This is a genomic window from Archangium minus (assembly GCF_044360475.1).
Lineage (GTDB): Bacteria > Myxococcota > Myxococcia > Myxococcales > Myxococcaceae > Archangium > Archangium minus.
On record NZ_CP043494.1, the window covers coordinates 5,818,720 to 5,843,191 of the forward strand.

At 67.7% G+C, this 24,472-nt stretch carries 20 protein-coding genes; 11 read left to right on the top strand and 9 right to left on the bottom strand.

Annotated elements, in window-relative coordinates; translation table 11 throughout:
* Positions 1-69: 69 nt before the first annotated feature.
* On the bottom strand, positions 70-717 hold the full coding sequence (gene ycaC / locus F0U60_RS23865) for an isochorismate family cysteine hydrolase YcaC (RefSeq protein WP_395823621.1): 648 nt from the start codon (positions 715-717) through the stop codon (positions 70-72).
* A gap of 312 nt (positions 718-1,029) precedes the next feature.
* Between ycaC and F0U60_RS23870 the strand changes: the two genes are divergently transcribed.
* Positions 1,030-1,515, top strand: a complete 486-nt coding sequence (locus F0U60_RS23870; protein WP_395823623.1) for a hemerythrin domain-containing protein — start codon at positions 1,030-1,032, stop codon at positions 1,513-1,515.
* A 32-nt stretch (positions 1,516-1,547) separates the two neighbouring features.
* Here the strand turns inward: F0U60_RS23870 and F0U60_RS23875 are convergent, their stop codons facing one another.
* Complete coding sequence (locus F0U60_RS23875; protein ID WP_395823625.1) at positions 1,548-2,756, bottom strand: hypothetical protein; 1,209 nt, start codon at positions 2,754-2,756, stop codon at positions 1,548-1,550.
* Positions 2,757-2,902: 146 nt separating this feature from the next.
* On the opposite strand from F0U60_RS23875, the gene F0U60_RS23880 reads away from it, so the two are divergent.
* The gene (locus F0U60_RS23880; RefSeq protein ID WP_395823627.1) at positions 2,903-3,604 is read left to right on the top strand and encodes a TetR/AcrR family transcriptional regulator; all 702 of its coding nucleotides are present in this window, start codon (positions 2,903-2,905) and stop codon (positions 3,602-3,604) included.
* 164 nt (positions 3,605-3,768) lie between these two features.
* On the opposite strand, the gene F0U60_RS23885 is transcribed toward F0U60_RS23880, so the two are convergent.
* The 5 genes from F0U60_RS23885 to F0U60_RS23905 all read right to left on the bottom strand — a co-directional run bounded on the left by F0U60_RS23885 (position 3,769) and on the right by F0U60_RS23905 (position 9,257).
* Positions 3,769-4,782, bottom strand: coding sequence for a DUF1028 domain-containing protein (locus tag F0U60_RS23885; RefSeq protein WP_395823629.1), 1,014 nt, complete (start codon positions 4,780-4,782; stop codon positions 3,769-3,771).
* Positions 4,783-4,965: 183 nt separating this feature from the next.
* Complete coding sequence (locus F0U60_RS23890) at positions 4,966-5,715, bottom strand: phytanoyl-CoA dioxygenase family protein (RefSeq protein WP_395823631.1); 750 nt, start codon at positions 5,713-5,715, stop codon at positions 4,966-4,968.
* A 33-nt stretch (positions 5,716-5,748) separates the two neighbouring features.
* Positions 5,749-6,603, bottom strand: coding sequence for an NAD(P)H-binding protein (locus tag F0U60_RS23895; RefSeq protein ID WP_395823633.1), 855 nt, complete (start codon positions 6,601-6,603; stop codon positions 5,749-5,751).
* Positions 6,604-6,744: 141 nt separating this feature from the next.
* Positions 6,745-7,461, bottom strand: a complete 717-nt coding sequence (locus tag F0U60_RS23900; protein WP_395823635.1) for a helix-turn-helix transcriptional regulator — start codon at positions 7,459-7,461, stop codon at positions 6,745-6,747.
* 119 nt (positions 7,462-7,580) lie between these two features.
* On the bottom strand, positions 7,581-9,257 hold the full coding sequence (locus tag F0U60_RS23905; protein ID WP_395823637.1) for a trypsin-like peptidase domain-containing protein: 1,677 nt from the start codon (positions 9,255-9,257) through the stop codon (positions 7,581-7,583).
* A 628-nt stretch (positions 9,258-9,885) separates the two neighbouring features.
* Here F0U60_RS23905 and F0U60_RS23910 point away from each other — a divergent pair.
* Entirely contained in the window at positions 9,886-10,590 is a 705-nt protein-coding gene (locus F0U60_RS23910; protein WP_395823639.1) for a hypothetical protein, read from the top strand.
* 26 nt (positions 10,591-10,616) lie between these two features.
* Positions 10,617-11,420: a hypothetical protein gene (locus F0U60_RS23915; RefSeq protein WP_395823641.1), complete on the top strand. Its 804-nt coding sequence runs from the start codon at positions 10,617-10,619 to the stop codon at positions 11,418-11,420.
* Here the strand turns inward: F0U60_RS23915 and F0U60_RS23920 are convergent.
* Complete coding sequence (locus tag F0U60_RS23920; RefSeq protein ID WP_395823643.1) at positions 11,374-11,928, bottom strand: hypothetical protein; 555 nt, start codon at positions 11,926-11,928, stop codon at positions 11,374-11,376. The genes F0U60_RS23915 and F0U60_RS23920 overlap by 47 nt on opposite strands.
* A 55-nt stretch (positions 11,929-11,983) precedes the next feature.
* Between F0U60_RS23920 and F0U60_RS23925 the strand changes: the two genes are divergently transcribed.
* The gene (locus F0U60_RS23925; protein WP_395823645.1) at positions 11,984-13,018 is read left to right on the top strand and encodes a DUF4157 domain-containing protein; all 1,035 of its coding nucleotides are present in this window, start codon (positions 11,984-11,986) and stop codon (positions 13,016-13,018) included.
* A gap of 47 nt (positions 13,019-13,065) precedes the next feature.
* On the opposite strand, the gene F0U60_RS23930 is transcribed toward F0U60_RS23925, so the two are convergent.
* On the bottom strand, positions 13,066-18,135 hold the full coding sequence (locus tag F0U60_RS23930; protein ID WP_395823647.1) for an Adventurous gliding motility protein K: 5,070 nt from the start codon (positions 18,133-18,135) through the stop codon (positions 13,066-13,068).
* A gap of 343 nt (positions 18,136-18,478) precedes the next feature.
* Between F0U60_RS23930 and F0U60_RS23935 the strand changes: the two genes are divergently transcribed.
* The 6 genes from F0U60_RS23935 (at position 18,479) to F0U60_RS23960 (ending at position 24,437) form a co-directional block, all read left to right on the top strand.
* Positions 18,479-19,996, top strand: a complete 1,518-nt coding sequence (locus F0U60_RS23935; protein WP_395823649.1) for a serine/threonine protein kinase — start codon at positions 18,479-18,481, stop codon at positions 19,994-19,996.
* Between the two features lie 221 nt (positions 19,997-20,217).
* Entirely contained in the window at positions 20,218-20,595 is a 378-nt protein-coding gene (gene tnpA, locus F0U60_RS23940) for an IS66 family insertion sequence element accessory protein TnpA (protein WP_395804338.1), read from the top strand.
* Complete coding sequence (gene tnpB / locus F0U60_RS23945) at positions 20,589-20,960, top strand: IS66 family insertion sequence element accessory protein TnpB (protein ID WP_395804316.1); 372 nt, start codon at positions 20,589-20,591, stop codon at positions 20,958-20,960. Before tnpA ends, tnpB begins: the two co-directional genes overlap by 7 nt.
* 36 nt (positions 20,961-20,996) lie before the next feature.
* Positions 20,997-22,667, top strand: coding sequence for an IS66 family transposase (tnpC, locus tag F0U60_RS23950; RefSeq protein ID WP_395806806.1), 1,671 nt, complete (start codon positions 20,997-20,999; stop codon positions 22,665-22,667).
* A gap of 849 nt (positions 22,668-23,516) precedes the next feature.
* Positions 23,517-23,738, top strand: a complete 222-nt coding sequence (locus F0U60_RS23955; RefSeq protein WP_395823651.1) for a hypothetical protein — start codon at positions 23,517-23,519, stop codon at positions 23,736-23,738.
* Between the two features lie 129 nt (positions 23,739-23,867).
* Positions 23,868-24,437, top strand: a complete 570-nt coding sequence (locus F0U60_RS23960) for an ExeA family protein (RefSeq protein WP_395823653.1) — start codon at positions 23,868-23,870, stop codon at positions 24,435-24,437.
* Positions 24,438-24,472 lie beyond the last annotated feature (35 nt).

Genomic DNA, 24,472 nt, shown 5'->3' on the forward strand with positions numbered 1-24,472 from the left:
GGAGCCCCTCACTCCGGGTCTTTTCACGTCACGCGACCACCAGGCCGAGCCAGGCCTGCCCAGGTACCATCAAGGCACGGACCTGGGCAGGGGATTGGCGGCCTTGATCGCGCTGTAGCTGGTCATCAGGTTGCGATAGTCGGGGATGTGTTTCGCGAACAGCGCACCCAGCCCCTCGACGTCACGGCGCCAGTCGCGGTGCAACTCACAGGCGACGGCGAACCACGTCACGAGCTGTGCGCCAGCCTCGGACATCCGATTCCAGGAGGAGTCGCGCGTGATCTCGTTGAACGTGCCGGAGGCATCGGTCACGACGAACACCTCGAAGCCTTCCGCGAGGGCCGACAGCGCCAGGAAGGCGACGCAGACCTCGGTCACGATGCCCGCGATGATGAGCTGCTTGCGTCCGGTGGCCTTCACCGCCTTGACGAAGTCCTCGTTGTCCCAGGCGTTGATCTGACCGGGGCGCGGGATGAACGGTGCATTCGGGAACTTCTCCTTCAGCTCCGGCATCAGCGGACCGTTGGGGCCGTCCTCGAAGCTGGTCGTCAGGATGGTGGGGAGCTTGAAGTAGGCCGCGAGGTCGGCCAGGGCGAGCACGTTGTTCTTGAACTGGTCCGGGTTGAAGTCGCGGACCAGCGACAGCAGACCGGCCTGATGGTCCACCATCAGGACCGCTGCATTCGCGATGTCGAGACGGCTGTAGGGCTTGCTCATGGCTTTTCTCCGTGGGGTGGGTGCGTCGTGTTGGAGAGGAGTATGCGGAGGGACCGGTTCGCCAGGTAGCCCGTGAATTCGGTACTCATTGTCCTATCCATTGGACAATGAGCGGGGAGCCGAAGGGTCAAAGGACGGAAGGCTTTTGCCCTTGAGCGGCCGAGCCTCCAACTGGATGTAGCGCGGCCCATCCATGAAGCACCCAAGCGTTCTCATGATTCCGCGGAACCCAGCCCAGCATGCTGGGCGCGAGGTTTGCCGTGGCGCCACCACCGTGCGGATCCTCCCCAGGGTTGCTTGAAGAGGGAAGCCATGGATGCCATCGAATTGCTGACCAAACAGCACCGAGCCGTCGACCAATTATGCGAGCGCTTCGATAACGCCCGGAAGGAGGAGATGCTCGAACTGCTGGCGCAGATCGCGGAGATGCTCACCATCCACGCGCGGATAGAGGAGCAGCACTTCTACCCGTTCGCGCGACAGGCGGGCCTTCAGGACCTCGTCGATCGCTCCATCGCGGATCACACCGAAGTGAAGCGGCTCCTCTCGGATCTCCTCCAATGTGAGCTGGATGACCCGCGCATCAACGGGCTGTTCGACGAGCTCAAGCGGTCCGTCCGGAGCCACGTGCAGGAGGAGGAGTCCGTCGTCTTCCCCCGGCTGAAAGAGCTGTCCTCGGACGACCGGTTGCGCGAACTGGGCGAGGTGATGAATAGAGCGGCCATGAGCGTCCCGCAGCAGGAGGTGCTCAAGATCGCCAGAGGAGAGGTGCCGTCGCCTCCGGCTGGGTTGCGCTGACCCTCGGGCACTCCGTCCGCGCATAGCGGTGCTCAGGGGTTCGTGAACCCGATGAGCTGGTGACCCGCGACGACCCGGACGGTGTTGTCCGGCGGCGTCGGGTTCTTCGTGAACACGGCGCCATTGCGCATGATCGCGGTGCGGATGCGGGTGATGGGACTCGCGGCATGGGCCTGGGCAAGCAGGGCGGAGGCTTCGGCGGGGATGTCCACGAAGCCGCTCTCACCCCGCTCGACGCACGTGAGGACGACCTGCTTCTTCTTCGACGGTGGAAGCGCATAGGGCGAGACGCCCGCCGTCGGCCCATCCGTCGTCTGGAGCTGGATGATGGTGAACTCCGCGGCGCCGCAATGTCCCCCCTCGCCAGCACACCCGAGGCGGAAGGCGCGGCCGTCGAGGGGAACATGGTCGAGCAGTCCCAAGGTGGCCATGTCGGGCGTGAAGGCCCTGCCAATGTCCGCCACCGTCGTCTCCGGGAAGTGGAAGGGGGTGTCGTTACCGGGGGTGATGCGCACACGGACGTGGTCGGAGTTGCGGAGCGGATCTCCAGGGGCCTCGTCCTCGGGAGTCCCTGGCACGGGCCCGGCGCCAGCGAGCACCTGGTAGGTGCCAGGAGAAGGGGCCGGGTTGGTGCCCGGCGCCTTGGCGACGCGCACCTCGGTGGTGCTCGTCACGGCGACGATGGGAAAGCTGCCGCTCGCCCCCGGTACGCCTCGGAGTTGCAGGTAGCGTCCCGAATCATCCGGCCCGAACGCCGCGCCGCCGATGGAGATCCGTGCGGTGTTGGGGGGCGCTCCCGTCCCCGCGGCGTGCTCCAGCACGACCTCGCCCTGACCCGTCGCCGTCGGACAGACGTACCCCGGACCGTCCTGGAAGACGCAGCCCGGACCCAGGCTCGCGCTCGTCCCCTCGATGGACAGGGTGCCCACGTCACCGGCGGCGCGTGGCGGCGGGTCGGACTCGACGTCGTACACCCAGACCTTGCAGCCGGTGAGCTGTCCCAGCTCCTCGTCATAGTCGGGAGCCCGTGTTGCGGTGCTCAGGTCGACGAGCACCGACAACCCGTGCCCAAGCTGTGGGGCGCCGAGGATCTTGCGGTCCTGGATGGAGATGGTGCCGGCGTGGGTGGAGGGGGGCGTGCCCGAGTCGGGGGACCCTCCGGGGCCTTCGTCGGAGTCGTCCTTGGGACAGCCGAACAGCGCCAGAAGGACAACGAGCCTCGGGATTCGCGATGCCGACATGGGACCTCCGCATTTGCATGGAAAGTAATCGATGATTACATTGAAATGGATAGACCGGAGCCTGGCTCCGGAGCAACAAAATAAGCATTGATTACATGTGGCCTCGCGTTGCGGGGCCCGGCGGGGAGGCTTATGCTCGCCGCACCATGTCCGCCGAGCGCCGACAGCCCATCCCCAAGAAGCCTGCGTCCGCGTACCACCACGGTCGCCTGCGCGAGGCGCTGATTGCCGCCGCGCTCCGGCTCATTGGTGGCGGCGAGGACGTCAACCTCCGAGAGGCGGCGCGGCTCGTGGGCGTGTCCCCGGGAGCCCCGTTCCGGCACTTCCGCGACAAGGCCGCGTTGCTCGCGGCCGTGGCCGAGGAGACGATGCGGCGCTTCCGCCGCGAGGTCGTCACCGCGCTCGGCGCGGCACCCTCCGCGCCCTCCGCGCAGATCCACGCGATGGCCGTGGCGTATCTGCGGTTCGCGCTCGGAGAGCCAGCCTACTTCCGGGCGTTCGCGCGGGCAGGTGAGCTCGGGTTCTTCGACAGTGACTTCTTCAAGAAGGAGAACCAGGAGACCCTGGACGCGCTCGATGGCTTGATCATCGAAGGACAGCAGAGGGGCGAGGTCGCGCCCGGCGATCCCCGAATCGTGCACCTGGCGGCGCGGGCCTTCGTCTACGGCCTGGGGCGGATGTACGTGGAGGGCCACTTCGCGCGCCTGGGGCTCGGTGGGGACGCTCCGCTCTCGGTGGCAGAGCAGGCGCTTGCTGTCTTCGAGCGAGGGCTCTTGCGCTCCGAGCCTTCCCGTCCGCCTGGGACTTCTCGGCGCGCCGCCAAGGACACGCAGCGAGTTGGCCCTTGAGCATCTGCTCCGCCAGCGTGCTCACATGGGGTTGAAGATGCCCCGTTCTCAATGATCTGGGAGGGAGGACCGGGGAGCCCGTGTCCGGTCAGGCTCTGCGGTTCCGAGTGCTCCACGCTGGAGGTGTGGAGGCCGGAACAGGCTCCCCGTAGTCCACCCCGGGCTCACGGGGTCGCGGGCGTTGCGGGCCGGAGCGCGCCCAGGTCCGCGTTGAGCAGGTACTGGACCAGCGGCCTGTCAATCTTCCGCACGCCGTTCACCACCACGGTGGGCTTGAGGAAGAAGAGGTTGTTCCAGTTGAAGTTGTAAAGGGCCTGCTCGTCGGTGTCGCCCCACGAGGTGCCCACGCGGCTGTTGTAGTACCCGAGCTTGTTCAGCACGAGCCTCACGTTCTTGACGGTCTCCGAGTCGAGCGGGATGAGGTCTGCTTCGTACGGCGCGGCGACGCTGGCCTGGTAGCGGTTCATCTCCACGTCCAGCTCCTTCAGCGCATTCGAGCTGCTGTGGACCACGGCCTCCACCAGCACGTGCGTATAGAAGGCCGCTTCGTTCTCCGCGCTCCAGACACGGATGACGCCAGAGCGCTCGCCGTTGCGGTCACCGCCCACGAGCGCCCCCGCCTTGAGCGCCGCGAGCAGCCGCTGCGGCAGGCTACCTTTGGCCTCCTGGAAGCCCTGGGCCATGGCCCCGCACATCGCCGAGGTGGTCTGGTTGTTGGCCTGCACCACGAAGGTGGCGCCCTTCACGGCGCAGCGTTGCTGGGCGTTCTCTTCGCCGGTGCGCTGGCCCACCGTGACGGTGCCGTCCGGGTTGAGCTTCACCGCGGCGAGCTGGCGGTAGTTCGCGTACGGGTCCACGGAGAACACGAAGTCGATGGCGGCCTGGGCCGTGTCGCCCGCGGCGGTGCGGGCGAGGATCGCCTCGGCGTCATCCACCGAGGGGTAGAACATGGTGGCCACCGCCACATCTGGACGGCCGTAGGGCACCAGGCCGCTGATGCCCGCGGGGAAGGAGATGCTGGCCACGCCGCACGACTTCTCCACGGGGTCGCACGCGACGATGGCGCGCGTGCCCAGAAGCCGCGGGTTGGTGGTGGGAGCCGGTGCCGCCGCGAGGGCGGACGTGGAAGCGAGCATCAGGGACGAGACAACGAGCAAGCCACGCTTGAAGGACTTCATAGGCAGGAGACCTCTGGAGATGGGGGGATGCGCGGGTGCTGCTGCTCCATGAAACGCAGGGCCCGCGCGCGCATATCGGGGCGAACGTGCGGACGGCGCATGGACTTCAAGCGGCTCGTTCTTCCTGCGCGGGCCCCGCTCGCTCTGGCTGCGCAAGCACTGAGTTCTTCAAGCGCGGCCATCTCAGCGGAGCTTGGGAAAGCGCTCGCCTGAAAGCTCATCGCCCGCCTTCATGGTGGCCAACAGCCTGGAGAGACCGTCAGTCATCCCCTCGGCGTAGAGCCTTCGAGGGTCGAACCTGGCCTCGGCGTCCATGTAGACCGTGGCCAGGGAAATCCGTGTCACGTCGGTCTCGTTCGCGTGGGCCGAGTGCGCTGTTCGCGCGTGGTGGAACGTGCAATCGCCGGCGCGGAGCGGGACCGTGAGCCGAGGCCAGAATCTCAGTTCGGGGTGCGAAGTCAGATCCTCCGTTTCGGCGAGCTCCAACCCGTGTGAGCCGGGCCAGAAGGTCATGCATCCTCGCTCCGCGGGGACGTCCACCAGCGCGACCCAGGCGGTGAGGGTGACGGGAGCGCTGTTGATGGGGAGCGCGGACTCGTCGATGTGCAGAGGCGTGGCCGTCGAGCCCGCGCTCTCCTTGCGCAGCAGTTCCGACTTGAACAGGCGCAGCGGCCGGCCGGCAAGCTGTTCGGCGATGCCGGTGACGACGGGATGGAGCGCCAGGCGGCGCATGGTCGCGCTCTCGAGCTCCACGTCGGCGACCCAGTCCATGACCATCCCTTCTTCCACTGGCCAGTGGAGGGTCGTCTTGTGGTGCAGGAGCTTTTTGGCCTCCTCGAGAAAACCGGCAACCTCCGCGGTGGAAAGCACCTGAGGGACCTTGAGAAAGCCCTCCGCCCGGAACCGTGTCACTTCGCTGTCCTTCAGGTACATCGGAATCCTCGTCGTGAAATGTTCGGGGTTCACCTACGGTCGGAACGCGTCGGCGTGCTCGAGCGCCCATGAGGCGAAGGTGCGTGCGGTACGTCCAGTCACCTGCTCGACCGTAGGAACGACCCTGGCCGCCTCTGCTGGGGGATTTCTGGCGAGCTGAATGCCGAACTCGACGTAGTCCTCCGAATAGCCGTAGGACCGGAGGCGCTCGCGCTCTTCGTCTTCGCTGAGCGATTTGAAGGCGATGTGCCGGCCCACCGCCTCGGCGATGCGCGCGGTTCGTTCGGCAGGGGTGAGTGCCTCGGGTCCGCTCAGAGGGTAGCGTTTGCCTTCGTGGCCGTCCTGCGTGAGCGCCACGGCTGCCACCGCCGCGATGTCGGCTTCGTGCACCATCGCGCTGGGCCAGGTGGCGAGCATGCGGACAACGTTCTTCTCCCTGATGCTCGGCGCCCACTCCAGCGCGTTCGCCATGAACTCGACCGGCTCCAGCCGGGTCCACCCGATCGCGCTCACTCGGAGAGCGCGCTCGACGGAGGTCTCGTCCCAACCGCCCAGGACCGTGGCCTTGCGAACGCCCGATCGCTCGGCGAGGCGGACGATCTCGTCACCGTTCGACAGTGACTCGCCTTCATCACCGGCGAACGTGATCAGGTGAACGGCGCTCACGCCTTCGAACGCGCGCGCGAGCGAGCCGACGTCCGCAAGGTCACCTGCGACGACCTCGACCTCCGGCGGGAGGTTCGCCTGGGCGGGGCGCCGCGATAGCGCGCGAACGCGGTGGCCGGCGGCGACGAGTTGCTGGACGAGGTGCCGGCCGACGATTCCGGTCGCGCCGGTCACCAGGATCGTACCGGGAGAACGAGGCGTCTCTTGAAGGAGGGTTGACATGTGAGGCTCCGTGTCAGGCTTCGACCGCCCTCCAGGGCGGCGCCAGGAGGTGGTATCGCCGCGCCGTGACAGGACATGTCAGCAGTCGAGCTCGGTTGCGTGCGCACCTCTACGGAGCGCCGTCTGGAAGCCGGTTGCGCGTCAGGTCGCCTCCCCGCCGTGTGCGCTGTGCGCGTTCGCGGCCTGGAACTCGTCGAACCACTGCTTCGCGAGCTCGACGCGGCGTTTGTGGAAGCGCTGATCGGTGAGCTCTGCGTGCCGGACGCCGTCCAGACGGAAGAGACGGAACGCGCTCCGCGCGCAGCACCACGCCGCGACGACCTGTCGGTCTTCGAAATACGCGAGCTGCACCGGCAGAACGACCCGCTGCGACGTCCTGCCGGCCTGGTCCTTGTAGCGCATGAAGATCCCTCGCTCCTCGCGCATTGCGCGTCGGACGAGGCCGAGCAGCGGTTTCGGGCTCGAATCGCGTCCGCGGGTGACTGGATACAGCCCCGTGTCGTCGATCCGTTCTGCGAGCGCCCGTGGCATCGCCGCTGCGAGTTTGGCCAAGGCGTTCGTGGCGACTGCCGCGAGCTCCGTGTCCGGCAACTGCTCGACCCAGCGCGCGCCGAGCACGAGCGCCTCCAGTTCCTCCGTGGAGAACATCAGCGGCGGCAGGAAGAAACCAGGTCGGAGCACGTAGCCCAACCCGGCCTCGCCCCCGATAGGTGCCCCGAGCGCGCTGAGCAACTGCATGTCGCGATAGATCGTACGTACGGAAACGCGATGTTCCTCCGCGAGAACCTGCGCCGGTGCGGGACGACGGTATCGGCGCAGGGAGTCCATGAGGCTGAAGAGGCGAACGATCCTGTTCATTCTGGCACCTGGGTCGAAAAAAGCGGGCGAGCACCACTTCCAAGTAGCCGCTCCCTCAGTCGAACATCGCTCCACCGGGGAACCCGGGCCACCCGAGAGTGGCCCGGGTCACCGGGTGCCTATTGGACGGTGTAGGCCACGGTGCCGCCGCAGCTCTCGTTGCCGAAGCAGCCGGCGCGGATCTGGTACGTGCCGCCCGCGCCCGCCGGGACGGTGTAGCCGAGGTACGAAAGGACCTCGCAGGTGTCGTCGTTCTCGGCCACCTGCGTGCCCGTAGGGCCATAGAGGCGCAGGAAGGTGTCGCCGGAGCCGGCGGCGCCGCTCACCGTGCAGGTGCCCAGCTGGATGACCTGGCCGGCTGCCAGCGTCACGTTCTGGTTGACGGTGTTCCTCTGGGCGCTGTCGGTATTGCTGGCGCTGAAGTTGAACGAGCCGCTCGAGCCGCCACCCGAGCCCGGCGTCACCTTCCACACCACGGTACCGCCGCAGCTGCCGTTGTCGTAGCAGCCGGCGCGGACGGTGTAGGAACCGGCCGAGGGCACGGTGTACTTGATGTAGGAGTTGTTGTTGTCGCACGAGCCCGAGTCATCGTTCTCTGCCACCTGGGTGCCCGCCGGGCCATGGAGGCGCAGGAAGGTGTCGCCGGAGCCGGCGGCGCCCTCCAGGCCGCAGGTGCCCACCTCCAACACGTCGCCCGCAGCGAGCGTGAGGGTCTTGTCCGCCGTGTTCTGCTGGGCGCTGTTGGTGTTGCTCGCGGTGTAGGTGTACGAGTTGTCCGGAGGAGGCGGTGGCGGCGGCAGGTTGCTGCACAGCCGCTGGCTGCCGTTATTGGTCACGGCGCACAGCTCCTGGATGGCCGGGTAGACGTAGGTGATGGACTCGCCGCCGCAGCCCGTCTCGCTGCACTTGTTCACCACGTTGCAGCTGCCGTTGGAGACATAGTCCTCATCGCCACGCACGAGGATGCCCGCCACCGTGTAGCCGCTCGTCTCGTACACGCCCGAGCCCGAGTTGCCACCGAAGGTGTCCGTGGAGGCCACGAAGTAGTCCCGCGTGCCCGAGCGCGGGTCGCGCACTGAGCCACCGGAATCAATCTTGAACGGAACGCCGCTGCCACAGCCGATGACGGCCACATTCTGTCCGGTGCTCAGCGCGGTGTTGCTCATGCGTACCGGCGCCGGGGTGAAGCGCGGCGTCGCCGGCCGGTCCAGGCGGAGGATGGCATAGTCCAGGTTCCGCCCGCCCACGTCCTCCAGCTTGCGCGCCACGATCGAGGCGCAGCTGAAGATGTCCTGGGTCGTGACGGTCTTCAGGGTGCCCGCGGCGGGCCGGTAGTAGTTGAAGACAAATCTCTTGTTGGCGCAGTCCGCGGCGTCCAGGACGCAGTGGCCCGCGGTGAGCACCAGATCGTCGTCGATGAGCGTGCCGGAGCAGCCGGCCGCTATCGGATCATCCCGGAAGCGCTCAGTGGTACAGAGGTTGTAGGCCTCGCCCAAGGTCCAGTCGGAGAAGGTGACGTTGTTGGGGTCCGTCGCATCGAATGACCCGGGCTCCATCAGCGCCACGGTGGCCTGCTGCGCACGCGCGCGCAGCGTGGCGTTCGGATGCGCGTAGACGTCCTGACGGTCGTCCGTGCCGTAGACGATCCGGCCTGCCTTCTTTCCGATCGTGGCGGCCTCGTCGCTCTTCGCCGCTTCCAGCTCCTCCGCCGGGCCGCAGCCCACCGCGAGCGTGAGGGTGCACGCCAACGCGCCCGCGAGGGGACGTGCGTGCAGCCCGAACCTGGGACGTCGCATGAGAGTTCACTCCTGTTTTCTTGAGAATTGGCAAAAAATGCCAAGCCGGAAAATCCGGCCAATGCATGATGCCCGAGATGGCGTCGGAGAATTCGAAAGAAATTTGAAACACAGGCGCGAGAACGAGACGCGGCCTGGACAGGTGATGCGACCGTTTCGCACCGGCAGCTATGTCACACGGCTCACACCCATCAGCTCAATCGTGCTGTAGTTTGCTACAGCATCCCCGCGCTGGAGTGCTCTCGAGCGTGCGCAAGCGGAGCGGGAGGTACACGTGAGTAGTGCCGCTGCCAGCTGTCCACCCATGTCCCGGACTTCGCGGTGCGTTTCCCTGTTCCTCGTCTCGGTACTCGCCGGCTGTGCTACGGCCTCCGGCGGACGGACTGCCTCTGCCTGGAACCAGGAGGGACCACGGTTCGAGGTGCCGCGAACTGCCGCTGCGCGACAGGGAATCCTGCTTGCCATGAGCGACGTCACGTCGGCGGGTGGGGAAACCGTCAGCCAGCCAGTCCAGGGATATAATATCCCCGGCCGGAAGCCGGGTTCGCAGATGCCTTGGGAGTTCTTCATGGGCAATGCCTCACACCGGCTTATTGCTTTCAAGTAGGGTATCAATCACCCAGACAGCGTGGCCTACTACAACAATAAATCCCTCAAAGTCATCATTCGGGATACAGGACTTGGAGATGTATCACTGCTTCTTCCGGAGGAGCGCGAGATATGCCCGGACATCACCGATGTCTCCCGCTTGGTGCTCTTCGAGATAAAACCCTGGAATAAGCGGGCTCTCCAAGAAGGCATCGAGGAAGCGCGAAAATACCTGGTTGCACTGAACCGGACGATCCTGGGCGGCAGACGCTTCACGGGTGGCACGGATTTCCACGGCGAAATCCTGATTCGCTTCGCGAGGGGGCAGTACATCTGGCGGTTGGAATGGAAGACAGCAGAACCAGGAGTGGTGCAGTACCAGTGGACGCGCAGCAAGAAGCCATTTGATTCTGAGGCAGCAGCCTACAAAGCCGCGCAGTGGGTGGACCTCACGGTAGAGGAACTGCGGCAGTATGGCGGGTGGGTGGAAAGGGCCGTGGAGGGCATGCTCAATCGTCGTGAGAAGCTCGCTACCGTCAGTGGGTCCGTGGGCATGGTCATCGACCTCATCGGAGGAGTCGCGACGACGGTCTTGTGGGGGGCGATTCTGGGTCAGATGGGTTCAGGGGCCCAGCAGCCGCCAGCCCAAGGAGGTGGACAGGTCATCCCGCTCCCAGCACGCCCCCCTCCTACCGCGCCTCCGGCCCAGGTGCCCGCTGCCGCGGGCATGTCCCTTCCGCCCTGAAGAGCCGGTTTGATAGGACGCGCTCCATGACGCCTGGACAGATCGCTGCGCTGCAACTGCCGTCGTTCCTGCATGGTACCTTCCGCTCGGCGCAGCAGAAGGCGAGGAGAGAGGGCCTGCGGTGTGGCGAGCAGTACCGGGAGGATGGCACCTTCCCTGTTCCACGGAAGATGGTGGAGGTGCTCCCGGGCGAGGTGTTGGTGGCGCACGATGTGGTGGACTTCCAGCACGAGCGCCCGGCCTGGCGGCTGTACATGGTGTCAAATGTCATGGACGGTTTGCTCGATGCCGTGGATCGGCAGAAGACGTTACCCACGAGGGATGCCTACGAGGCCTTCTTCCTGGAGACGGCCTGGGGCGCGCTCTACTTCGCTCTGGCCCAAATGGGCCCGGTGAGTGCGGAGCGAACGGCGAAGCGCCTTCAGGCGGTGCTGCGATTCTGGGAGCCGCTCCAGTGCGCGCGCTATCTCTTCAAGAAACCGAGGGCGGCGCACACGCTGGAGGAACTGATGGTGGCCTCCTACGACTGGGCTATGGATGCGTGGTGCCCGGTGGGAGACGCTTCCGTGCGCGAGCGTCTGGCAATGGCGGCGGAGCGCATGGAGCGGGCCACTAGAGAGGACTGCATCGAGGCTATCATCCGGGAAATGCCGCGAGCCCTCGCGCATGCCGGCAAGTTGAAACACTGGAACGTAGTGGCCGAGCCTGACTTCCAGCGCGAGCGCCTCACCACACTCGACTCATGGTTCTTCGAGCGGGTTTCTGGTGCACGCCCGGGGGATCTCATCTGGCTGTTGACCAACTGGGATCATGAGCTCGAGGTGCAGTAGTCGCCCCCTCAGTCGAACATCGCTCCCAGCGCCTCGGAGCGCGTCTTGACTTCCACCACCTCCAGCTTTGTCTCGTGGACGCCAACGCCACCGAGTCACTCGAATCCTTTGACACCAGGAAGGCAATCTGCTCGTTGAGCTGCAGCAGGAGGCTCAGCAGCGGGGCCACCTCCGCCTTCAACCTGCCCGGCAGAGGTGCGCGGGCCGGTATGCCCCCAACCTGCACGCCTCCGCCAGGGTGCGCGCGTCCCTCTTGTCCGTCCACCCGGCGGCTGCGCGTGGCGTACATGGGGGCGAAGTCGGGGTCAGCCACCACCACCTCGTGGCCCAACTCCTCCAGACACCGCGCCACCCACTCGAGCTCGGTGGAGGCCTCCAGCAGGACTCGGGCCCTCGAACGCTTGCTCAGTAGCTCCCCCAACCGCTCCCGTTGCGTGCGTACCCGCTGCTCCAGCACCACTTCGCCACCCTCACCCAGAATGCACACCTGGCTGTCCTGCTTGTGCACGTCGATGCCGATATATAATTACCGCCGCCACGCGACGGCGGGTAGGAGGGTGAGCGTGAGAGTCCTGGTGCAGAGAGAGGATCGACGGCAGCCCTCCTCCGACTCCGCAAGGTCGAACGCGCCGGCCTTGCGGCCGGGCCACCGCCCGGGCGCCGCCACGTCCCACCGTCCCGGCCACGACTTCAACTCCACTCAGATACTCCCGGCAGACTCGGACACGGGTGAGGTCGGCGGCCGCGTCGAGTCCGAGGTGCGTGCGCTGCAAGGAGGGGGCTCGCCCCTCCCCGACGCGGCGCGCTCCTTCTTCGAGGCGAGGTTCCGGCACGACTTCTCGGCCGTGCGGATTCACGCGGACGCAAGGGCGGCGCGGCTTGCGCGTGGAGTTGGCGCCCGCGCCTTCACGTTGGGGCGAGACGTCATGGTAGGCGCGGGCGAGTACGCGCCCGAGACGTTGGAGGGGCGCCGCCTGCTGGCGCACGAGTTGGCGCATGTCGTGCAGCAGGAGCGCGCGGGGCCGCACGTCCAGTGTCTGGCCATCAAGCAGGCGGGCCGATCGTGGGGGGACTGCGGGCAGTACTCCGTAAGTTGGGCGTTCGTCCTCGACCACGCGGCCCCGGATGACGGCTACATCGTGCAGCAGGTCGATAGAAACGAGTGGATAGGGGAATGCCCCGCGCAGGGCACGCCGGCCCCGCTCCCAACCTACTGGGAGGCGTGGTTCGTGAAGAAGGGGTACAGGAAGAGCGTGGATACAATCGGCGAGGGGAGGACAGACACCAGCGCGCTCTTCACCCCCATGCCGAACACCGCCGGCATGCTGCGCTCCGTGGGCACGATTAAATTCTTCACGGCAGGCACCACCGGCGACCTGATGACGGCTTGGACGGAGCGCGAGCCCGGGTGGGGTTGCCTCTTCCCGCGGGTGGGTAAGGTTCCAGAGGCGGGAGGGCTCCCCTCGACGGACATCCAGCCCTCCTGGTGGAACAACACGCCGGTCGAGGGGCCCAAGACGCGCGAAGTCAACGTCTCGTGGAACTGCTGCGACCCCGACGAGGCGAAACACAAGACCGAGGTCAGCGCCACCCCCTGAATGCCGGCTACGGGAACTCCCTCCGGAGCTGATCACCTCGAGTCATTTCACGCGATCGCCAGGCCGAGCCGCTGGCGCAGGCGCAGGAAGTCGTCGGTGAGGATGTACGCGAGCACCTGCTGAATGTCTGTGCGCTCGCGCACGGCCTGGAGCAGGGGCTCGGCCTGATCCACGCGGGCGGTGGCGAAGTTGGGGTCCTCGCGCAGCACCATGGTGAGACCCACCGAGACGTCGCCGCACATCAACATGCCCGCGCGGTCCGCCGAGTAGGAGAGGCCCTCCAACACGGGCGCCAGCTCCACCTTCGACTGCGGACCCAGCTCCAGCGCGGCCGGCTCCAGCGCCTTGAGCGCCTTGCGCGAATAGGCCCGGCGGTACTGCCTCACCAGCTCCTCATTGTTGCGGCCCAGCGCCGTGAACTGCGGGGCGTAGATGCGCACCGAGTTGCCGAACAGGTCCGCCGTCTCACCTCGCGACAGCTTGGTGAGCACCGCCGTCTTGTTCATCAGACCCAGCACCGCGCGGCCGAAGAGGAACTTCTGCTCGCGGACGTTGAAGCGGCGCACCACGTCCTGGCCCACGCATACGGACAGCGGCTCGGTGGTCTCCAGACCGATGAGCCCCCGGCGTGCCAGGTACACCTCGAACTCCTCCACGCCGAACACCTGGGCCACGGCGCGGACGGCCTTGAACACCGCGTGATCCGGCTTGAGCTTGTCCTTGCGATCCACCCCGAGCACCTCGAGCTGCGGCGGGTGCAGCTTGCTGAGCTGGTCGCCCACGGCGCGCAGCACCTCGACGAGGGGCCCGCGTGACGTGGGGTGCATGAGCCCCGCGTCCACGTCCGCCACGCTCAGCCGCTCCTGCGTCTCCATGGGCAGCCGCGTGCGCATCTCCGTGTAGAAGGCCGTCTCCACGTCGTTCGCCGAGCGCAGGAAGTGCAGCACCGCCGCGGCGCAGAAGGCCTTGTCGTTCTGCTTGAGGCCCTCCCACAGCCGGAAGAGCGAGTGCAGGCTCTCCACGCGCGTGGGCTCCAGCCGCAGGAGCTGCCGGTGCTCCTCGATGGCGAGCTGGGACGCCGCCGCGTCGCGCATGTACAGGTTCGCCAGGGCCGCACGCGCCGGGATGTGGGTCGCGTCCCCGTCGACGATCTGCCGGTACAGCGTCACCGCCCGGGCGGGCTCCTCCAGGGGGCCAGCGCACAGGTCCGCGACCTTCAGCCGCAGCAAGGCCGCGCGCTTCGTGTCGCCGGTGGTCTGGGCCTGGGCGGCCTGGGCCTCCAACATCCGCGACAGCTCGGGCAGGTTGCCGGCGCGCTCGTAGAGGGTCACCAGCCGGTCCACCAGCGAGGTGTCGCCCGGGGTGAGCTCCAGCGCCTGGCGGTACAGCGCGGAGGCGGAGGCGCCGTCGTTGAGCCCCTGCTCGTAGAGCTGCGCCAGGGAGACGGTGTGGCGCGCGCGATCGGCCAACGGAAGCTCCAGCTCGAGCAGGCGTTGCAGGCACTCCACCGCACCCGTCCAGTTGTGCACCTCCTGGAAGAGGGCGGCCAGGCGCTCCAGCACCTCGATGTTGTGCGGCATGCCCTCGCGTGCGGCGCGCAGGTGAACCGCGGCGCGGCTCGGCTCGGCCAGGTGATCCTGGTACAGCGCGCCCAGCGTGAGGTGCAGCTGCGCCAGGTGGGCAGGCTCGCCTCCGAGCTGGATGCGCTGGGTCAGCAGCGAGGCGGCCTCCGCGTAGCGGTGTTCCTCGATCAGGAGGTGGGCGCGCAGCTCCAGCGCCTCCGCGTGCGTGGGCTGGAGGGTCAGGGTGCGCTCCAGCAACTCCAGGGCCTTGGGACGGTTGGCCAGCGCGGAGATCTGCGTCTTCGCCGCATCGAAGAAGGCCGCCGCGGCCGAGGCCGTGTCACCCTGGGCCTGTCGCGCCTCGCCACGCCGCTCCTGCAGCGCCGCCAGGTCCGCCGCGCCTCCGCGCGTGGCCAGCAGATCCTCCAGGCCCGCGGTCGCCATCGCGTCCAGCGGATCGCGCTCCAGCGCCTGGCGGTACAAGCCGATGGCGCCATCCGTGTCCCGCAGCGGACCCGCGGCGAGTCGAGCCGCGGCGACGAAGGCCTCAATCGCGCTGCGAGGATCCTTGCTGAGGCGGGCCTCGCTCTCCAGCAGCACGCGGGCGGAGGCAGCGTCTCCGCGGCGGATCAGCACGCGGCGCAGGCCCTGCACCGCGGGCAGGCACTGGGGCTGGAGCTGCAGCACCGCGCGGTAGGCCTGCTCGGCGCGGAGGGGGTTGTTCAAGCGCGACTCGTCCAGCTCCGCGCAGCGCAGCATCAGCTCCACGCGCTCCAGCTCCTCCGTCACCACCTGGAGGCGGCGCATGTAGAGGTCGGACAGGGCCGCCGCATCGCCCGTCTGGCGCAGGGCGCGCTCAAGAGCGAAGGTGAGCCGCACGTCGCGCGGGTTCTCCGCCACGGCGCGCCGCAGGGCCTCCACGTCGACGCCCTTGTCCAGGTCGGTGGCGGCGTTCACCCGCAGCGCGGTGCCCAGGCGTCCGTCCTTCACCAGCTCGGCCAGGCGCAGGCGCAGCTCTCCGCGGCGGGCCCGATCAGCCGCGCGGATGCGCTCCAGCGTCTTGAGGGCGGAGAGGTGCTGGGGCTCCAGCGCGAGCACGGCCTCGCAGCACTGCGCCGCGCGCGCGGGCTCCTGGAAGTGGTCCAGGTACAGCCGCGCCAGCTTCATGTACGCGGCCACCTTGGCGCCCGCCGTCTGGGCCATCTGCGTCTCGCGGTCCAGCAGGGCCACCAGCGACTTCACGTCCTCGTCGGCCAGGTACAAGCGCTCCAGGGCGCGCAGCGTGGCGGTGTGGCCCGGCGCCAGCAGGAGCACCTCCTGGAAGACCTCGATGGCCATGTCCGGCCGCTTGAGCTGATCCTCCCAGATGGTGGCCGCCTGGTAGATGGCGTTGGCCCGCTCGACGGGGTCCGTCCGGTTGGCGGCCTCGGCGCGCAACACCTCGATGAGGCTCTCCCACGCACCCTGTGCCTTGTACAGCCGCGCCAGCGCGCGCAGCGCCGGGAAGTGGCTCGGCGCCAGCGTCAGCACCTCCTGGAAGGAGGCCACGGCCTGGTGCTCGTCCTTGAGCCGGTGCTCGCACAGCTCGCCAATCTTGTAGATGAGCGCCGCGGCGGCCTCGGGGGTGGGGGAGAACTCCGCCTCGGCCCGGTACATGCGGATGAGCTGCTCCCACCTGCTTTCCTGCGCGTACAGCCGACCCAGGGCCTTGAGCGCGGGCAGGTACGACGGCGTGAGCGTGAGCACGCGCTCGTAGGCGGCGATGGCGCCCGTGCGGTCCTTGAGGTGCTCGTCCAGGAGCTCCGCGTTGCGGTGGTAGAGCGAGAGCACCTGCTTGGTGTCACCCACCAGCGAGGCCTCCAGCTCCTGGTTGCTGATGAGCTCCTGGAAGCGCCCGGCGCGCTCCAGCAGGCGCGACAGGTTGCGGATGGTGGGCAGGTGGTCCGACGCCAGGTCGAGGATGCGCCGCAGGCTCTCGATGGCGTGGTCCAGGTCGCTCAGGCGCTCCTCGTAGATGAGGGCCACCTTGTTGAGCGTGGTGATGATCTGATCGCGATCCTGCGTCTGCAGCAGATCCTGCTCGTACATGGCCACGAGCTCGGCGAAGCGGCTCTGGCGCTCGTAGAGGCGCGTGAGGGCCTTCTGCGCGGGGAGGTAGCCCGGCTGGAGCTGGAGGCAGCTGTTGTAGCGCTGGATGGCCTCCTCCTGCCGTCCGAGCCGCTCCTCCAGCACCTCGGCCGCCTTGAACAAGCGCGCGGCCTTCTCCTTCGGATCCTGCGCGGCGGCGCTCTCCGCATCGAAGACGGAGACGAGGCCTTCCCAGTTCTGGGTGCGGTAGTAGAGCTTGCCCAGCCCGGCGAGCGCGGCGGCGTGGCCGGGGATGCGGGCGATGATGGCCTGGTAGCGGGCGATGGCGTCCGCGTCGCGCTTGAGATCCTCCTCGTAGAGGGCGGCCAGGCGCAGGTTGATGGCCACCAACTCGCTCTCGTCATTGATGCTGCCCACCCAGGCGAGCAGCACGTCCGCGAGCTCCTCGAAGCGCTGGCGGGTCTCGTAGATGTTGGCGAGCGCGGAGAGGATGAGCGGCTCCTGGGGGCTCACACGGCGGGCGTCGAGCAGGGCGGCCAGCGCCTCTTCCTTGCGCCCGAGTCGCTCGTACATCTTGCTCAGCTGGAGCCAGGCAGGAGCGCCCTGGGGCCCGAGCACCTCGGCCTCGGCGGTGAGGACCTCGAGCAGCTCCTCGGCGCGGCCCTCGCGCAGGGCCACGCGCTTGAGGGCGTTGAGCAGGAGCAGATCCTCGCGGTCCAGCGTGAAGGCCTCGCGGAAGCAGGCGGCGGCCTGCTCGGGACGCTTGAGGCGCTCGTCGAGCACCAGGCCCGCGGCGGTGAGGTAGTGGGCGCGCAGTGCGGGCGTCTCGAGCGAGGTGGCCAGCAGACGGTACACCTCCACGAGCGAGGCGTAGTCGTTGCGCGCGGCGAAGAGCGTCTCGAGCTGGGACAGGAGCGCCACGTCCTGGGGCCTGAGCTCCAGACACTGGCGGAAGGCGATGGTGGCATCCTCCTCGCGCGACAGGCGCTCCTCGAGCAGGGTGCCCTTTTCAAAGAAGAGGGCTGCGCGGCCGGCGGGGAGCTCGGTGGCGTTCAGCTCGGCCTCGAGGAGCTGAACGGCCATCTGCCAGTTGCCCACATCGGCGAAGAGGCGGCGTGCGGCGCGGATGTTGGCGAGGAACCGAGGCGCGAGCCGGTAGGCCTGGTTGTAGGCCATGGCGGCGTTGCGCGGGTTCTTGAGGGGGTCCTCCCAGAGGCGGCCCATCTCGTGGAAGAGCAGGGCGGCCTGGGGATCGGCGCCGAGGGCACGGGCCTCACGCTCCAGGGAGGTGATGCGCTCGCGGGCCTCCTGCTCGGGGCTGGAGGCAGGGGGCATGGAGGGGAGGGTGTTGGCGAGGGCCTCGGTGGCGACCGGGCGGGTGGGGGCACTTCCCAGCGTGACGGCGGCCACGGGGACACCGGGAGAGGACGAGGACGGCATCCTCGGCAGATCGTTGCGCTCACTCATGGGAAAGCCGGCTCCGTGACGGGAATCGAGGCCATGAAAGGCAGGCCGCCGAGGGTCGTACCATGTGCTCGGAGGTCGCTCAACTTCCCGACTTTCTTGGCATTTTGCTCTGGGTATGGCCGCTTGCCGGGTGGGCGAGGGCCGCCTTCGGGTGTTTGCTGTTCGCTGAAGGGCGAGCAATCCGCACTCAGGGGCAGGGTGCCAGTGCGGCGGGGCTTCCTAGCTTTCAGGCGAGGCCCGGGCTGCCCGGTTCCGGGGAGAACTGGAAGGGGCAGGTGGGCACGAAAGCCGGGGGGCATTTGTGGGGACGTACCGAGTCATCCGGAGACTGGCAGCGGGAGCGGTGGCCGAGCTGTTCTTGGCGAGCACGGTGGGGGAGGGAATCCTGGAGCCCCTCGTGTTCATCGAGCGCCTTCAGCCCGGACTGTCGGGGGATGCCCCCTTCGTGGAGCTCTTCCTGGGCACGGCTCGGACGTCCAGCATGCATCCGCACATGAATGTGCTGCGGGTGCTCGATGCGGGGGTGAGCGGAGAGCGGCCCTGTCGGGTGCTGGAGTTCATGGAGGGAGAGGCGCTGAGCACCCTGCTTGAGGTGGCGCGGGAGCGCGGGCTGACGATAGGCCTGCGCGAGGTGTGTTTCATTGTCCAGCAGGTGGCCGATGGCCTTGCCAACCTCCATCAAGCCCGTGCCAGTCACCGGGGTCTCCATCCCGCCCACGTGTGGATCTCCAGCGACGGCGAGGTGAAGCTCATCGACACGGGCGGGGCCTCTCGGAGCGAGCCGCCCTACCTCACGCCTGAGCAAGTCTGGGGCCGCCCCGCGGATCCGCGCGGCGATGTCTTCCGCCTCGGGTTGATCCTCTACGAGCTGCTCGCGGGACGGCCGCTCTTCTTCGATAGCGCGCATCCGCGAGCCATCCATCACATTGGTGACTTCGACGAGCGCGAGCTCGAACCGGTGCCAGGGTGCCCGCCCTCGCTCTGGTCTGTGCTGCTCCAGGCCATCGCTGCGGTACCCGAGGCCCGGTTCCCCTCGGCGCGTGCGTTCGCGGACACGTTGCGTGGCTTCCTGGTGGAGCGAGAGCTCAGCGTGGATCATTTCGACATCGCTCACCTCTTCGCCCGGGTCTTCCCCGCGCGCCGCTCGTCCATTGATGATTGGATGGGCGCGCGGAGCGAGGCCTTGATCGACATCGTCCCGCTGACGTCCGGGAAGCGCGTCCAGGGGGAGCTCCCACCGGTGCTGTACCCGGTGGAACCGCCGCCACCTCCGGATGAGGCGCTCGAGGGGATGCCAAAGAGGGAGGAGGAGCGACCCACCCCCCCTCGCCAGACGCGACCTGAGGACTTGCAAACGCGGCTACTCGATGAGGCCCTGGGGCTGATCGGAGGCAGCGCGGAGTTAGCCCCTCTGCTGGTGCGGCTCACTCGCGGCTGTGTGGCGCGGCTGGGAGGAGGGGAGGACGAAGAGTCGCTGGCGGTCCTGGCGGCCCGAACGCTCGTGCTCGCCGCGAGGTTGGAGGAGCCCCGGCGCTTCGTTCTGCCCACGCTTACGGGCGTGAGGACACTGGTGGGAGGGGCTCCGGAACTGAGCGAGCTCCTCTCGGCCGTGTTGCTCTCGGGACCGGATGCGGGCCCACCTGCGGGACGAGCCGCGAGGGCGCTGTTGAGCGCGGCGGCGTTCGTTGCGCAGGTTCAGAGTCCCGAGCCGGGACAAGGGGAATCGGCACGCGTGCTCATTCGCCTGCGGCAGGATCCGCGACTTGCGCCCGCGGCCCTGGAGGCAATCGCTGCCGAGCTAGACGTGAGCACGATGCCGCCCCGAGTGGCGGCCGTGGGTGAAGAAGCGGGACTGCGCTAAACACACACCCTCTCCCTCTGGGAGAGGGCGGGGGGTGAGGGTAATCGCCTCCGTGTTCGTCGCCCCGGAACGCCTGTCACACCCTGTCCAAGCTGGCGCTCCTGCTGCATCAAGAAGTTCCGTAAGAGCTGCCCTGCCCCGTCGTGACGTAAGCGCTCGGTGGACCACACCTTCCGCGTGAGGGAGGAGCCGTTCAGCGTCGCGTTCCAGGAGGTGTAGACATGGGACGCAACACGGAAAGAGTGGACGCAACGCTGGCGAGGGCGGCGGCAAGCAACTACTGGACGGAGGCCGAAGCGCAGGCGGTGCTGGAGGCCTACGAGGCGAGCGGGCTGTCGGTGGCGGAGTTCGCCCGCCGCCATGGGCTTACGCCACAGCGGCTGAGGTGGTGGAAGAAGCGGCGGGCCGGGGAGGCGGGCCCGGCGCTCTCGTTCGTCCCGGTGCACGTCACGGCGCCGCCCTCGCCAGAAGCACGTGGGGCACCGGGCACAGCCAGCATGGAGGTGCTACTGGCCAGGGGCCGGCGCATCCGAGTGGAGCCGGGCTTCGACGCGCACGCGCTGGCGCGGCTGGTGAGGGCGCTGGAGGAAGCATGCTGACACTACCCTCCTCGGTGCGCATCCACCTGGCGAGCCAGCCGGTGGACATGCGCAAGTCCTTCGACGGGCTGTCCTTGCTGGCACGACAGGTCCTGCGAGAGGACCCGCTGAGTGGACACCTCTTCGTCTTCTTCAACCGCACGCGCGACATGGTGAAGGTGTTGTGGTGGCACTCCGGTGGCTTCTGCCTCTTCTCCAAGCGCCTGGAGAAGGGCAGCTTCCGCCTGCCGCGCCCGCTACCGGAGGACACGGGCGCCGTCATCCTGGAAGCGGTGGAGCTCACCCTGCTGCTGGAGGGGATTGATTTGAAGGCCAGTGTCCGCCGGCCTCGCTGGCAGCCCCCACCTGAGAAGTCGGTTGCTTGAGAATACCTCTTGCGTCCTGGGTCCGGGTCATGGCTCATGTCCCGGGACATGAGCGGCGCGGCTCCCGGCAAGAAGACGACGGACGTACACGGCGTGGCGGCGCTGCTGCGCACGCTGCTGGCCGAGGGCCAGGACGAGCAGGTGATTGAGCTGGTGGTGGGCCTGCTCTCGCAATTGGTGGAGAAGAACACCGAGTTGGAGTTGCGGCTGCGCAAGGCGCTGCGCCAGCGGTTTGGCCGCCAAAGCGAGAAGCTCTCCGCCGAGCAACTGTCGCTGTTCCTGGAGCAACTGGGCCAGCAGAACGCCGGGGCCCAAGAGGCGGCGCCGCCCCAGGCCGGGGACGCAGGCGTCGCGGCGGGCTCCACGCCGCCCTCCAAGCCACCCCACAAGGAATCGCGAAAGAAGGAGCGCAAGGGGCACGGGCGCCGCCCGCTGCCCTCCAGCCTGCCGCGCGAGCAGCGCGTCCACCAGCCCCCGCCCGAGGCGCTGCGGTGCGAGGCATGCGGGCGGGACAAGACGTGCTGTGGCCAGGAGAAGAGTGAGACATTGGAGTGGGTGCCTGGCCACTTCAAGGTGATTGAGGAGGTACGGCCCAAGTACGCCTGCCGGCCGTGTGGTGACGGGCTGGTGGTGGCGCCTCCCGCCGACAGGGTGATTGAGGGGGGATTGCCCGGACCGGGCCTGGTGGCCCACGTCCTCGTCTCCAAATTCAAGGACCACCTGCCGCTGCACCGGCTGAGCGGCATCTACGCGCGCCATGGCGTGCAGCTGCGTACCTCGACGCTCTCGGACTGGGTGGCCGCGGGCGCCGACACCCTCCAGCCGCTGGCCCGGGAGGTGGCCCAACGGGCGCTGGCCTCGCACGTGCTGCAGAGCGACGATACGCACCTGAAGGTGCTCGACAGAGAGCACCCCAACGGACTCAAGCGCGGGCACATGTGGGTGTACTTGGGGGACACCACCTGGGCGGCCTTCGTCTACACGCCGGACTGGAAGGAAGAAGGGCCCCTGTCCTTCCTGGACAAGCGTGAGGGCTGGCTGCTGGTGGACGGGTACAAGGGCTACGACAAGCTGTTTACCCGCCAGGGCGCCACCGCGGTGGAGGTGGGGTGCTGGAGCCATGCCCGTCGCTACTTCGTCGAGGCCTTGGACGCCGGTGACACACGAGCGGCGCTGCCGCTCTCTCTCATCGGCCGGCTCTTCGAGGTGGAGCGCGAAGCCGACGAGCAGCAGGTGGAGGAGACCGAGCGGCTGCGCAGGCGTGACACGCTCTCACGCGCTGTCACGGAGCAACTGGGGCGCTGGATGGCCGAAGTCTACAACCGGGAGCCGCCGAAGAGTCCGCTGGCACGGGCGTGCCGCTACGCCATCAACCAGTGGAAGTCGCTGACGCGCTTCATGGAGGACGCGCGCCTGCCGCTGCACAACAACGCCTCGGAGCTGCGGCTGCGGGAGATTGCCGTCGGCAGGAAGAACTACCTTTTCGCCGGCAGCGACGCGGGAGCCGAGCGCGCCGCGTGCGTGTACACGCTGGTGGCCACGTGCGTGCTGGCCGGGGTGGAGCCGTGGGCGTACCTGGCTGACGTGCTGGAGAAGCTCGCCCAGGGCTGGCCGCAGCGCCGTCTCGAGGAACTGCTGCCGCCCATGTGGAAGGCCGCGCGCGCGGCTGCCTCGCAGACGCCCTCCACCTCTTCTGCCGCGACCTGAGCACCGCCCATCCCCGTCGGCAGACCGGCGGGCGGCGCACCCGTTATCACATCTGCGCCGCCCCCCTGCACCGCTCTGCCGAGTGGATACGTCGTGACGGAGTGCTACCTGACGTGAGGCCTCTCGGCGCCAGACTGGGAGGTCGTCATGGAGTATGCCGGCTTGTCCTCGGCGGTCGGCTTGACGGGCGGGTTCGCGTCGGCCGACGGATCTTTGATTTCGATGTGGGCGCAACTCTCGAAATGTTGGGGTTTCGGTGTATTCGTGGACACCGTAGACCACCGCAGTACCCACCTCCCCGGCTTTACGGACGACGGCACTCTAATCGTCCATTCGAACTCAACGTTCTTTCTTTTCGTATTTTTCCCGAACGACACACAGTCTTTCTTCTGCGCGATTCTATGGGTGACCCTTTTAACGTCTTTAGGATCTCGCAATTCAACCGTGCACGGGCCTGTGTGGTGGTTGACGGCAAAGAACTTGAGCGTCAACTGACGTCCTACTTGCGTCGCCTGCCCAGCGGCAGCCAGTTTGCCGTGGCATAGCCCCTGTTTATTCATATGAGTAGTCGTGCCATCGAATGGCGGGGGATAACGGAGAGTACTGTGCGCAAATGCTGCGGCAGGGATAAGGGACACCAGAAGCGCCAGAAACACAGGAGAAAATGACTGGTTCATGAGGGCGGATGCAGGAGGGATGGGAATGCTGCGGGGCGCGGCGCTTGCGGCAGGGCTGACGTGGAGACTCGGACCTGCGCCCGGGGCGATGAAATACCCCTGCGCCGCTTTGTTCAACGTAAATGTCCGCCCAGCCCCATGGTTGTTACCGAGCACGCTGGATGAGAGAGAAGTGGGCCCGGGTGAGACGGCGCGGCTGCGCTGGGAGGCCTCGCACCTCGGGGCTCTCTGGCACGGGGACGTGTGCCACGGGCTGGCGCTGGCCGATGGACGGCCGCTGCGCATCCACGCCCTGCTGGACGACAAGAGCCGCTACGTGGTGGCCCTGGAGGCGCGTTGCAGCGAGCGCGAGGAGGACATGCTCTCGCTCTTCCTCGCCGCCCTGCGCCGCTGAGGGCGCCCCGACTCCCTCTACCTCGACAACGGCTCCACCTACTCGGGCAAGGCCCTGGCCACCGCCTGCGCCCGCCTGGGCTCCGCCCTCGTCCACGCCCGCCCCTATGACCCAGAGGCCCGGGGAAAGATGGAGCGCTTCTGGCGCACCTGTTTCCGCCTCACCTACTGCCACAACGCCACCCTGGGCCGGCGCGACTTCTACCGTCAGCTGTGCCTGGCGCTGGGCCTGTCGCCCAAGGCCACCGCCGCCGCCGTCTTCTACTCCGTCACCGGCCAGGTGCAGGAGCTCGCCAGCGCCCGCGTCCATCCCGTCTTCCTCCTGGACGAGGCCCACCTGCTGCACTCCGACGTGCTGGCGCATCTGCACATATTGCTCAACTACGAGTGGGACAGCCGTGCCCTGCTCAGCCTCGTCTTCGTCGGCCTGCCCGAGCTCGAGGATCGGCTCTCCCTGCGCACGCACAAGTCTCTGCTCTCCCGGCTTCACACCCGCGTGCACTTGGAGCCGGTGAGCGCCGACGACTCCGCCGACTACCTGCGCTACCGCCTCCAACTCGCTGGCTGCGACCGCGAGCTCTTCCCGCTCGACGCCGTCGCCTTGCTGCACGAGGCCAGCCAGGGAACTCATCGCGAACAAGCTCTCATAGGGAGTGGCGGATGGTCGTCGAGCCCCTCGCTCGTTCCTGCCAGGAAATGACCTGCCCCCGAGAACGTAGGGAGGAGGGATCATTA